Annotated in this window: 7 protein-coding genes; 1 reads left to right on the top strand and 6 read right to left on the bottom strand. The window is 40.6% G+C overall.

All coding sequences use genetic code 11. The features are described from left to right. Positions 1-16: 16 nt before the first annotated feature. The 3 genes from GSQ74_RS14815 to GSQ74_RS22890 form a co-directional block, all read right to left on the bottom strand. The gene (locus GSQ74_RS14815) at positions 17-1,654 is read right to left on the bottom strand and encodes a gliding motility protein RemB (RefSeq protein WP_158994598.1); all 1,638 of its coding nucleotides are present in this window, start codon (positions 1,652-1,654) and stop codon (positions 17-19) included. Positions 1,655-1,692: 38 nt separating this feature from the next. Continuing rightward, positions 1,693-3,312 carry a gliding motility protein RemB gene (locus GSQ74_RS14810; protein ID WP_158994596.1) on the bottom strand — a complete coding sequence of 540 codons (1,620 nt, stop codon included), beginning with the start codon at positions 3,310-3,312 and terminating at the stop codon, positions 1,693-1,695. Positions 3,313-3,528: 216 nt separating this feature from the next. Further along, entirely contained in the window at positions 3,529-3,651 is a 123-nt protein-coding gene (locus GSQ74_RS22890; protein ID WP_256366300.1) for a hypothetical protein, read from the bottom strand. Between the two features lie 227 nt (positions 3,652-3,878). Here GSQ74_RS22890 and GSQ74_RS14805 point away from each other — a divergent pair, with 227 nt between their 5' ends. Next, complete coding sequence (locus GSQ74_RS14805; protein WP_254060895.1) at positions 3,879-4,934, top strand: LacI family DNA-binding transcriptional regulator; 1,056 nt, start codon at positions 3,879-3,881, stop codon at positions 4,932-4,934. A 174-nt stretch (positions 4,935-5,108) separates the two neighbouring features. On the opposite strand, the gene GSQ74_RS14800 is transcribed toward GSQ74_RS14805, so the two are convergent. From GSQ74_RS14800 to GSQ74_RS14790, 3 genes are all read right to left on the bottom strand, one after another. Next, positions 5,109-6,353: a hypothetical protein gene (locus GSQ74_RS14800; protein ID WP_158994594.1), complete on the bottom strand. Its 1,245-nt coding sequence runs from the start codon at positions 6,351-6,353 to the stop codon at positions 5,109-5,111. A gap of 500 nt (positions 6,354-6,853) precedes the next feature. Further along, the gene (locus GSQ74_RS14795) at positions 6,854-8,503 is read right to left on the bottom strand and encodes a hypothetical protein (RefSeq protein ID WP_158994592.1); all 1,650 of its coding nucleotides are present in this window, start codon (positions 8,501-8,503) and stop codon (positions 6,854-6,856) included. A gap of 20 nt (positions 8,504-8,523) precedes the next feature. After that, positions 8,524-12,477 (bottom strand): glycosyl hydrolase, encoded by a 3,954-nt coding sequence (locus GSQ74_RS14790; RefSeq protein ID WP_158994590.1) that lies wholly within the window; start codon positions 12,475-12,477, stop codon positions 8,524-8,526. Between the last annotated feature and the right edge of the window lie 11 nt (positions 12,478-12,488).

Below are 12,488 nucleotides of genomic sequence, written 5' to 3'. Positions count from 1 at the left end.
TTTACATATTAATCAATTAATGCGTTTTAAAACTGGTAATATCGGTATATAAATCACGGAACGAACTGCGTAAGCCAATAGTTAACATAGTTGTTTTGTCATGAAACTCACTATTTTGCTCTGTCCTGAATATTCCGCCAAGCTCAAGCCTCATATTATATTTTGGATTGATTACATAGGCTATTTTTCCCTCAAGATAAACCATATTGGTAGTTAGGCCCTGTCCTGTATAATTGCCATAAGGCCGCGCCGGATCGGTGTAAATCTGGAAGATATCCCCACCATAGTTTAACCCATTCATATCTAACCCATATCTGCCGAGATCGACCTCGGTACTGAAATCAAATCTCTTATACGTATAATTTAGTAAACCTACAAGTTCCCGGAAATTAGCGCCCCAGGGATGTGCCAATGGTTCGCCGTTTTCTGAATAATTTTCAATTGCCGAGCGCGCAGAATAGGTATAAGGTTTTGCTGTATTATATTCTAATAGAAAGTTCAAATTATGAATAGCAAACAGATCAGTCCCTCTAAAGCCCAATTGCCAGCCGTATTTATTATCGACAGCACCATCATTAGAGAAAAAATCTTTGGAGTGAAATTCGTCTAATGCAAATTGCCCGTAGGCAGTTATCCCATCGCTGATCTTATATTTACCGGTAAACCCAAGCAATGATTTATCAGGATCATCACTCGAATTATTAACAGGTTTCATGAAGATTATAGGGTTTATGTAGTTAAAATCAAAAGGACGTTTTACCCCATTATCGTCTGTGAAAAAGCCGGTAATATTTTCAAAAAAACCTAAAGAAATCCTGTTATTTACGTTCCAGTCAAGATAATGAAAAACCCCGAATTTATGCCTGTTTATACCATATTGGGAGGTAGAAGCCGGATCATCCATATAGCTCCACATGGCCATATAGGTTACGTTTCCCAAGGTTCCCGTAAGCCTAAAAAATGGATATGGCGATGCGAAATCAGATAATAACATAGACCGGTATCCATCTCCAATAAACGTTTTATCACGCCCCGCGGTAATATTAAAATAATCATTAACGGTATAGGATACGGTGGCAGTGATATATGACCAGTCGTACCCGTTAGTAGTATAAGTTTTGGCGTATGCCTGCCCGGGGATAATGCCTACCTGGTTTATATAAGTGGACATGTACTCAGGAAAAATAGCACTGCTTTGATAACCACTTATGTTATAATAAAATTTATTGCCAACGGTTCCCCCAACTTGTAAACCCAAAGATGTTGTACTGGTTGTTTGTTTGTTCGAAAAATCCCGGCCTATCCCAAAATCGGGTAAAAGATCAGCATAAAATGTGGAACCAGAACTCTTCACATCTATCATATGCTCATTAAATAGTTTTCTGTAACCCCAACTATGATGCTCGCCATCTGACCCATAATTCATTAACGAATCATATTTATGTTTTAATAACGAATCAGTTATAATGTATGGTTTTAACGAGGTGTGTATATCTGTGCCTGTTGAATATAGCGTCGAATTAAGTTTTTGATAAAACTGGAAGGAATAGGGTTGATATTCCATTTGCGCTACAGCATTGGTATTAGCAATAAAGTTTAATAGTAATATGGTAAAGAAAAATCTATATTTTTTTAGCTGGTAAATGTATTTCATAATGCCGATATTTATTCTTGTTAAATAATATAGATAGCTTAAAAATCGTGATACAGATCTCTGAAACTACTCCTTAAACCAATAGTTATCATAGCCGTTTTTAAACTCGTTTCGCTATTTGTTTCCTGGCGAAGGAGTGCGCCAACTTCTAAGCGAAAGTTATATTTGGGGTTCAGCAGATATGCAACCGTACCCTCTGCATACTTTATAGTCGTGGCTAAGCCCTGTCCGGTGGTTCCGGTAGTAACAGCAGGAAGATTTATGTTATCAGCCAGGGTTATATCTTGTCCATAATTGATGTTGCCGATATTAAGACCGGTCTTGGCATAGTCGATCTCACCTTGTAAATCAAACCTGCCAATAGAATAATTGACGATACCCAATAGTTCTTTAAAGTTAGCGCCTAATGGATCACCCAATGGCTCATCCAATTCCGTATAATTAACAATAGGGTTTCGATTGGCATAGGTGTAAGGGGCGGCCGTATTATATTCAAATAAATAGTTTAAGCTCTTAACTTTAAATAGATCGGAACCTTTGAAACCTAATTGCCAGGCTTTGCCACCACTGTTATTAACCGGCGACAATGATTGATCAAAAAGCAATTGACCATAAATGGTAGTTTTATTAAAGATTTTGTACTTGCCATTAAATCCGACCAAAGTATGATCAGGAATAGTACCACTACCGGATGGCCCTAAAGAAGAGGAAAAATATAGCGGATCAATATAATTCACATCAAAACCGTGCAGTTTTCCCTGGTCATTGGCTTCCTCAGCTATCAATGCATTAAAAAAACCAATTGATGCCCTTTTATTTATATTCCAGTCGATATAATGGAATGCGCCCCATTTTCGCCTGTTATTTGTAAAAGAATTAAATTGAACAGCACTTGGATCTTCCATATAGGCCCACATCGCCATATACTGTACATTTGGCCCCAAATCGGCAGTTAGCCTCAGTAATGGGTAATTGGCAGCATAATCCGACAATAACACCGACCTGTAACCATCACCAATAAAGGTTTTATCTTCACCCAAAACAATAGTGACTGCTTTTGTGGGCTTATAACCCATTAAGGTGGTTGCATATGACCAATCATTATAACCAAGAAAACTCCGGTCATAAGCCTCACCGGGTATCATGTCGGTTTTACTGATATAATTAGCTTCGTAGTTAGCGAACTTGCCCTGGTTTTCATACCCACTCGTGTAAAAGAAGAAATTTGAACCAATAGTAGCTGATATTTGGTACCCGCGTGTATTTAAATAGGTCGTTTGCTTACCCTCAAACTCACGACCAGCCTGAAGATCAGGTAAATAATCTATAGAAAATGTATAATTCTTATTTCTTACCTCAGCTAAATGCCCGCTGAATAACACTTTATGGATCCAGCTTTTTCCGGTGTTATCTACATTTGACATCATTAACGAATCATACATCTGTCTAACAGCGCCTGAATCAGCAATAAGATAGGGTTTAAGGGATGTATGTAAACTTGTTGCCGGGGAATATTCCGCGGCATCAAGTTTTTGATAAAACTGATAGGAATAGGGTTGGTAAATTAATTGCGCTAATCCCCGATTTGCAGTAATTATTATAAACAGGGGAATCAGAAATATTAATTTTACTTTTTTTAGTTGGTACAAATATTTCATAAGTAGATGTTTAAGTGATCATAAGCTATTCGTCAAACTGGCATAATAGCTTATGTGTTCTAAAACAGTTCTTCAAATATAGTTCGACTTAATATTATTGCAGTGAACATTAGGAGATTCTAATAGTTATTAGAAATATTTTAATACCTGTTAAAATACTTAGTAAGGCATTAAACTTATAAAAAGCATTTCGGTTCAAAGGTTCGGTAAAATATTTTACCGATACCTGGAACTTTCGAAACAACCGGAATATTTTTCAGGATGGCAAATAGTATTGGTATCTTCAGGATCATTCCCCTTTAACACAATTAAAGTAGCATCGCCGGTTATCTTTTCCACCCCATTTAAAGCAATTTTGTTTTCATTAATAGCATTCGGTTTCGGCAGATCAGTTTACTAATTGTGTACTAACAGCTTCACAAAAACAATGGATTCCTATTTACCTATGTCTTTATTAGTTTGATAACGAGTGCGTTTAACCCCCTTGGTTGACCCCTCGCCCCCCTTTACTTCCTTTTTTTAGAAATTACATTTGAATACTATAAACAATCCGTTATAACTGAAAATTGAAGGGAACAAAAATAAATTTTGGTGCTACCACCATTAAAGACATTGCAAAGGAACTTAACCTTTCTGCTTGCACTATTTCCAGGGCATTAAAAGATTCGTATCAAATAGGTGCCAAAACAAAAGAAATTGTTGTAGCCTGTGCTCAAAAATATAATTATCAGCCAAATTCAATAGCCCAAACACTTAAAATGGGGCAAAGCAAAACTATTGGAATTGTGGTATCAACTATTGAAAATAGTTTTTTCTCTCAAATAGTTAACGGTATAGAATCTGTGGCGAATGATAAAGGCTACAATGTCTTTATTACACAATCCCACGAATCTTATGAATTGGAAGTTTGTAATGTACAGCATCTTACTTCCAAATCTATAGATGGTTTATTGGTTTCTCTTTCGACAGAAACTCAGGATGTAAGCCATTTTAAAAATGCAAACGATAAAGGTTTGCCAATAGTTTTTTTTGACAGGGTGCCGGATGAAATAGATACACATAAGGTAGTAGCTGATAATTTCATGGGCGCCTATGATGCAACAATGCATTTAATAAGTGCAGGCTATCAGAAAATTGCTCACATCACCAGTAGTGAACATATACCTTTAACAGTTCAAAGATTAAATGGCTATAAAACTGCACTTAAAGACAGTGGTATTGTAATAGATGAAAAACAAATTAAATATTGCAACCATGGTGGGAAAGATAACCTGGAAATAGAGAATGCGCTAGCTGAATTACTACAAGATGAGAATAGGCCCGATGCCATTTTTACCGCTTCTGACAGGATAACAACCACAACTTTTTCGTTACTGCGTAATCGAAACATTAAAATTCCAAATGAAATTGCATTAATGGGATTTACAAATACGGATCTCGCAGAAATTTTCAAGCCTTCATTAAGCTCAGTTTATCAGCCTGGTTTTGAAATGGGCAGAAAAGCAGCTGAAATATTAATTGAACTGATAGAAAAGAAAAGACCTGTATTAGAATTTGAAACTGTAATGTTGCCTACCAAACTATTTATAAGAAATTCTTCGAGGCCACAACTTCCTAAATGATTTAAATTGACGAGTTCAATAGCTAAATAGTCTTTGGCTCTGGTGGCATTAATAAACTTATTTTATAATAATCATTGCACGTTATTCACAGTAATAATACTATGCAGGTAGCCCATAGATCCGTTAAAATTAGTACCCTGCACGATGATGGTATAATGGGTTGATTTATCAGCGCTATAAAAGGATAGAGTGGCTTTTCCGGCAGTGTCTGTTATAAATATTGGGCTCCCAGTGAATAGTTGAACGTAGGTCTGTTCCAACGATTTTGCTATTTATAGTATATTTGGGGCGATAAAACTCTTTCGGCAGGGTTACTGGCAGTGGTTTATACAAGTAGGTTCCGGTTATTTTTTTCATGAATGGCCCATCACCGGATCCTGTAGTAATTTCTATAAAAGCTATTGGGTCGCCTACCTTCATAGCAGACATAAAAGTTGAAACATAATTATCAGTATAACGTAAATTATACATTACTTCTATACCGGTAATATCTTCAGCAGTATAGTAATCCAGGTATTGTTTAATATATTGATAAAGGCCATTAGCTTCACCTGAAGGACTATAAAACTTATCCAAATAAACACCATCAAAAACGAAATGTACATTTTCATCATAAATTTCATACTCCATGTTTGGGCTATGAAGCACATAGGCCTCGCCAAAGCCTTTGATTTTATTTTTCAGGAGATCGCCTAGTGTCATTTTTCCTGCTTTTAGCATATCCTGCTCATCGAGTACTAAGTCGACCTGCCCCGGGCCATTAAGATTTTTCGAATCCTTAACAATTCTTGTATCCTTTATCGATACTTCTTTTAACATGCGCCCAGGGTCTTGCAATTTTGCTTCTTCCTGCTGTTTTATAACTTTATTTTTAAGATAATGAAGTAACAGTGTATCGGTATTTACATACCATGGATAGGATCGTTCCGATGTTTGCAAAAATACAGGTGGCTTAAATTCATCGACAGAAATTCCTACATTAAAACTTTTTCCTCGTTTATTTCTGGCTTGGATAAGGAATGAGGCAGTAAATAAAACACCTGCGCGGATATTGATTTCATCAGCCTGTTTTGTTTCCTTAAAATCAGTTGTGAGAAAACGTGTCTCCGGTTCTGCTGACGCTACATAAAAGTTCTTTTTAAATACATAATCTTCACCAAAATTTACCATCCACTTGGTATACGCCCTAAGCGTATAACTGCCCTCCGGAATCTCACCTTTTGTTAATGTTATATTACCCCAGCTAAGTCCCGAAATTAACGGGACAGCCATCCTTTTTACGCATTTATTTTCGAAGTCGTCCAATTCAACATAAAGCAAGCCGCTGCGTGTGGATGATGTCAGGAAGTCGCCATTGAGCAGATAGGCCTTGAACCAGATCGTATCACCAAGCGTATATGCTGGTTTATCTAATTGCAAGTACAGTTTTTCAATTGGTATTTGATTTGAATTATTATTTATGGTTGTTATTAATGAATTGATTTTGGGGGGTGGCCTGAGATAGTGCAAATAAACTATAACAAGAAATCAAAACTGATAAAACAACACGATATACTAAGTTCATAGCTTTAGTTTTACTGATTTAATTATCAAGAGAAATTAGGTTAAGGTTGTATTTTATAATGCATATAAAAACCCATTACAGGTGAGTTAGCAAACGTGATCTTAGATTATAAAAAGCATGGTTATTCTCTGAACATTGAAACCTGGTTTTAAAAGCAATTGGTTAACAAAGTGTAGGATATATGATATGTCACTTAACCAGGTGGGGTAATTAGACCAAATAGAGGGTGTAATAATGTAAATGATCTTATTATCAACAAGCATACCCCTGGCCCACCGATATGCAACCGGTGAATGTATCTCTCCGATCTTCCCGTAATAGCCGCCTGGTCGGTAGAAAAATTCCCGCGTTACAATTACCGGTAAATGCTGAAAGATTGTTCCACCGGGTCTGCAGATTGGAACAACGGTTCGCCCATGCGCCCCCATTGGTAAGCTACTACAGTTATCTTTACCGGGTATTTGCTATTAACAGGAACCGGGGTAATTATAAGATGGTTATGCTCAACATAGGCAGGACCCGCTACTACGTAATATGACACCGGCAAGCCACTATCTGACTCAGCCTGCAAAGGCACTGAAGTTGCATTTTTTGTTAGGTCTGGGATTTGGGCAAACTTGATTTTCTGCGGCTTTCCGGTGGTTAATTTTGTAGGAATACGAATCATGCCGGGTTGCACGGCATAACGATACTCGCTATCTCCGACCTGCACTTCCTGTATCCATAATTCGCCTCCCATGCCGGTGCGGTCAAATTGCAGCCGGAACGAATCGGGCCCTATTTGTATAGCCGGGCCGGTGATTACCCTGAATGTAATCCCGCCTGATGAATGCCCTAGCGCTTCTCCGGATCCGATAAGTTCAGGAGGCAGCTGTGGCAAAAAACCGCCCCGAAAGTGAAATGATACGCCATCTGGATCGGGTTCAAACTTCAATGCTGCGTAACCTAATTTAGCTACCAGAACCTGTTGCCCGTCCTGTATAAATGTGGGCATTTGCTTTTTTCTTTTGATGCGATCGCCCTCAAAATTGGCTGCGGCTGTAGCTGTTTCCTTATCAAAAAACCAGTAGCCTTCACTTGCCGGTCCTTTAAACAGTACGTATGGAGCGAGAATATATTCATCCTTATTCATCCCGCCATTGCCTGTTAACCAGCCTGCATTTTTGATGATAGGTTTTAGCTTGCTTTGCCCCTTAGCCGGTAAACGATACTGGCAAGCTTTGCGGATATATAAAGCGACAAATTGTGCCAAATGTGTCGACCAGTCGAAATGCCCCCCACCGGGATCAATTACTACCCCGACCAGGTTATCAGGATTTCGTGCTCGCAAAAACAGCGCTCCTTTGCGTACAATCGGCCAATAAAAATCACGGTCGCCTGGCTTGGTTGCCGGATCAGGCACCCGGTACTGCGGCCATTCGGTTGTTTCACCAACTATATAGCAAAAAGGAATGTTGCTGAACCCGAGTGAATCAGGTGGCGGAACAGTTTTGATAGGAATAACCGCGATTGTGCGATCCGGAAAAGCGTTTGCAAATGTCCAGGCAAATTGCCCATTGGCCGAGTGCCCCATAGCAATTACAGGCGCATTTTTTAATTCCGCATAGCCCGACTCATCGGCCAGCTCATCCATCATTTGTTGAAATATTATTTCCATTCCCGGCTTCATATCGGCGGTAAATGATCTGTCGTCATTATTTGCCGGGCCAATCCATATAATCGCTAAACCGATGTCGGCAGCGGTACGGCGTATCAGCGGGTCTTCTAACCATTGGCGCTCCAGCAGGTTTGAAAACGAGACCAGCGCGCCTTTCACCTTAGGGCAATGGGGTGGTATCCACAGATAAACATTACGACCTCCGGCTTTAACCATGTATTGATAAACATGATCGGCAGGTTGATAAAGCGGCGCCTGGGTTTTAGATATTTGAGCCTGGGCCATTGCAAACGAGCTGAATCCTGTTCGTAAAATAATTACAAAAGTTAAAATAAAGTGTTTTTTCATTATCCGTTTTCCTTTATTGATCAGATCATTTTTTTAACAGCCGTCATTAACCTTACTGGTCCCAGTAAACCAGATTCCAACAGCGGTGAATCCTTATCAAAATATTTCCAGGTTGCAAACGTGTGGCGCTGGCCGGGCTTAGGCTCGTTTTGCACATACCAATCTGGAAGTCTTTCCACATAGCCTTGCACGTTATAATCGTTCTCCTGTGGCAACTGTTCATCACCTATCAATCGATTGGGCCAAAGCGTAGTCACGCTTATCTCCATATGATTGATCCCGGGTTTCAATACTGGTGTAATATTGATACAAAAAGGCTCTTTCCACAAATTCCCCAGCAACGTTCCGTTAACTTTAACCTCGGCAATTACTTCCACCCTGCCTAAGTCCAGTAAAATCTGATACCCGGGATGCATATCTGCTTCAGTTATAACGAAGGATTGATGATAGACCGCAGTACCTGAAAAATAGCGTACATCAGGATCGGGGTGCTTGCTCAGTGACAACAGTTTGGGCAACTTTATTCTCGAGGGACTTTCCCTATTACCGGGCAGGTCAACAACCCAGTTATTACTTAATTCCGTCGTGCTACAAGTATTGATAAGAATTTCTTTGGATTTGCAGGGACCTATAAAAGTATATTTCCCATTTTTGAAAGCCGTTAATTCCAGCTTATTGTTGGCCAATTGCTTTACACTAACGGCTACCGGCTGCAATGGTGCAGGCAAACCCGCTTCATACTGTTTTGTAATTTGGTGTGCGGTCAACACTTCGCTAAACAGCTGCGGGGCTGTATAATTCCCCTCGAAACCGGTAGCTATGTGGCTTTCTTCAGCCGCAGTACCAAGGCCGGGATGAACAATATTTCCTGATACTTTGCCACTGGCGATTAACTTGCCATTGATATATAAATTGGGCTGTCCCTGATCATAAACCACAGCGATAAAGGTGTAACCCTGCAGCAATTGTGTGTCATTTAAAACCAATCTATTTTTTCCGCTGCCCCGCTCATATACTTGAACACCATTTTGGCCCGCACCTAAGGCGACTGCCACATGCCCTGGTCCGTAAAGTTTTTCAGCTTGAGGAGCATGGAACAACATACCTCTTGATTCCTGGGTAAACACATCAGGTTTTGCCCACAAGGTGATACTGAAATTATTGGTAATACCGGGATAGGCACCGTTTACGCAAGAGGGATATGCTTCCAGCGATAAATAAGGGCTTCCGTCCATAGTAATAGAGCTATACCCTGTTTGGCCCGCCTTTTTTCGAAATATGACAAAAAGAGAGCCGGCAGGCCCCAGTTCCAGGGAGAGTGTTGTACGATTGCCATTAAAGGCATAAACCGCCGCTTCGTAAATTTCATTGGTTTCGCTGTTCCATATTTCCGGCTGCATGCCACTTATGCGGAAAGAGCAAACTATTTTCTCATACCTCCGATGATGGTTGCTGATAAAATAAAAATCGGCCCCGTTCAGTTGTTTATGGATATAATAGATGGCGGCATCGGTATTTTGGGCCGTATATTGAAAATCCGGATGAATTGGCAAAAGTTGTAAGGCAGTTTTCATATCCTCCACCCAAATAACCTTACCGTTGCCATAGGTATTTTCCATCACACTTTTACCATCAATACCGCCATATAGCTCATTCACCTTCTGCTGAATAAACTGGTCGCTTTCCTGGTGTCCATAAGTTTTGGATGGCCTGTCCAAAACCAGCATCACCATACCCGCATTTACCAACGCCATCAGTTTTTGAAGGGTTGCCGGTAAAATATGTTCTGATTTCCCAAGGATACATACCTTGTAGGTCATTCCATCAGGTAATATTATCTGGTTGTTTTTAATAAAGAACCTGTTTAAACCTTCGGCCCCCACCACATCCGCAACATAACCATAGGGCATAAATTCATAGGTATCAGGCACCCCCGACTCAGGTTCATCTCCTTTAAAATAGCAGGCATCAACCACAAACAACCCTTGCTGTAACAGGTATTGCATTCGTTTGATATAACCGGTCCAGCCGTAAGCCTGTTCGGTCCAGGTATTATTACGATCAAAGTGGCTGCCGAAAGGCCCCATGGTCATACCGGGTTTACCTGTTTTGTAGGGTTGATGTACAAAAGTGTGAAACACCAGCCGGTTAATACCCCGTGTGAAAAAATAATCACCTTCAGTCTTCAGCGAGTACGGATAATCCGCCCATTTCGCATTAAGCGGCATGGAGGTAAATGCTTCGGCCGCCGCTACCTTACGCCCATAAACATGGGCAATAGAAGCAGCTTGCTTTGAAGTGGCATCGCTGCCGTAGATATAACGTGTCCAAAATTCAGACATGGGTGTATCCAGGTATTGCCCAACTTGCACACTGTCAAATACGCCATCGCCATAAGGCTCCGCATTAAATTGAAGGCTGCGTTGGTGGCATTTTTCCTGGTAGTAACCATAAAAATTTTCGGCCAGCAAATCTGCATGGGTTTTACGGACATCCCATAAAAACCGTTCGCTATCGTCTATACTACTAATAATCCTGCCTGTCATCGCAGCCAACCAGGGTAACATCTCGTAACCTCTCCGTTTTTTAAATTCCTCCATGAAATTAATAGTCCAGTTAGATTTTCCGGCTTCCCAACTGTCAACTGTTATACCTTTCATGCCCTTGCCAATTTGGGGTTGCAGCATTTTCAGCAATGGGTCCAGGAAATGTTCAAAATGTTGATCCAGCGCAGCCCTGCTATATTTATCCGTTTCAAGCCCCTTTGCCGAATCAGGATGCGCGGCATTTTCCTCACCAGTAGTTGTATGCCCTATTCTCAATATTGTCCAATTGCCAGCTGGGGCTCTCCATACCAGCCTGCCACCTTTATCCATATGTTCCGATAAATTAACAACGCTAAGTGGATCAATTACAAGGCTACTTTCGACAGATGGTGTATCTCCAAAAGAATTCCCGTGGGTAAAACTGGTTTTCCCCGCCCAACCAGCCAGCCGGGGGCCATTGTGCAGCTGTACATCAGAGATCCAGGTTGACGAGGTTGTTGTTAAACGGTAATAACTGGCCTTAACCGGCTTAAAACTCAAAGTCGACGGAGTGTCCATCGCTCTTAATTCTACACAAGCTATCTGCCCGATCGGATTAAATTGTACGCCATCATCCGAGGATTCTAAAAGTATATGAGGCGGATGATCACGTGGACCGTCAAACAAATCTTCAGGTATTTCCGGTTTACGCAGTATACTGATGGCACGGGCCTCAAATGGCTCCGAAAACTCCAGTAACAAAGTGCCTATCGCCAGTTTTGAAGCTTCCAGTCTTATCTTTGTTTCCGGATTACCATCACAAATCAGGAGTGTATCAACCACCCCTCCGTTTACGGTAGCTTTTATCAGTTTATCCTTCATTAACACCTTTTCAACCACCAATGATGGATAACCGATCGTAACCGCATCTCGATAGTAACTTTGTTTAGCATACGGTTTATCGAGTTTTATGTCGATGATACCCGTGGTGTTATTGACCAATGCTTCCGTCCAAACCAATTCCTGCATACTATATTCCGGTGTTATCCATGGTCCCCCACAACCAGAATAACCGGGAGAGTTATGCATAAACATATCAATACCCAACCTGTTACATTCACTTGCCGTGTGAACAACAGCATCGGCCCAAACACTGCCCGCATAGTCAACCGGGCCGCGGGGAATCCCAACCGCGCTGTTGAAATTAACAAAGCCACCTATATTCATGCGCTTCATGGCTTCAAGATCAAGAGTAATTCCTTCCTTTGTTATGTTACCGTTCATCCACATATAAAAAACCCATGGACGCGCACTATCAGGCGGGTTAGCAAATAAGAAAGCCGGGGCATCATCCCCGTAGCCTTCGCCATAAGCTTTATAGATATAGGTGGCCGCTATTAATCCGGCAGAAGTGAGGATAGTATTTTTAATAAATTTTCTTCTTTCCATGTATTATTACC

The sequence above is a fragment of the Mucilaginibacter sp. L196 genome (assembly GCF_009765905.1).
Taxonomy (GTDB): domain Bacteria; phylum Bacteroidota; class Bacteroidia; order Sphingobacteriales; family Sphingobacteriaceae; genus Mucilaginibacter.
Note: the sequence above shows the minus strand (reverse complement) of the source record. Positions and strands in the feature narration are given on the sequence as shown.

Excerpts from the sequence above, each read along its gene's own strand:
- GSQ74_RS14795 (WP_158994592.1), bottom strand. The coding sequence starts at position 8,503 with ATGAAAAAACACTTTATTTTAACTTTTGTAATTATTTTACGAACAGGA.
- GSQ74_RS14790 (WP_158994590.1), bottom strand. The coding sequence starts at position 12,477 with ATGGAAAGAAGAAAATTTATTAAAAATACTATCCTCACTTCTGCCGGA.
- GSQ74_RS14810 (WP_158994596.1), bottom strand. The coding sequence starts at position 3,312 with ATGAAATATTTGTACCAACTAAAAAAAGTAAAATTAATATTTCTGATT.
- GSQ74_RS14815 (WP_158994598.1), bottom strand. The coding sequence starts at position 1,654 with ATGAAATACATTTACCAGCTAAAAAAATATAGATTTTTCTTTACCATA.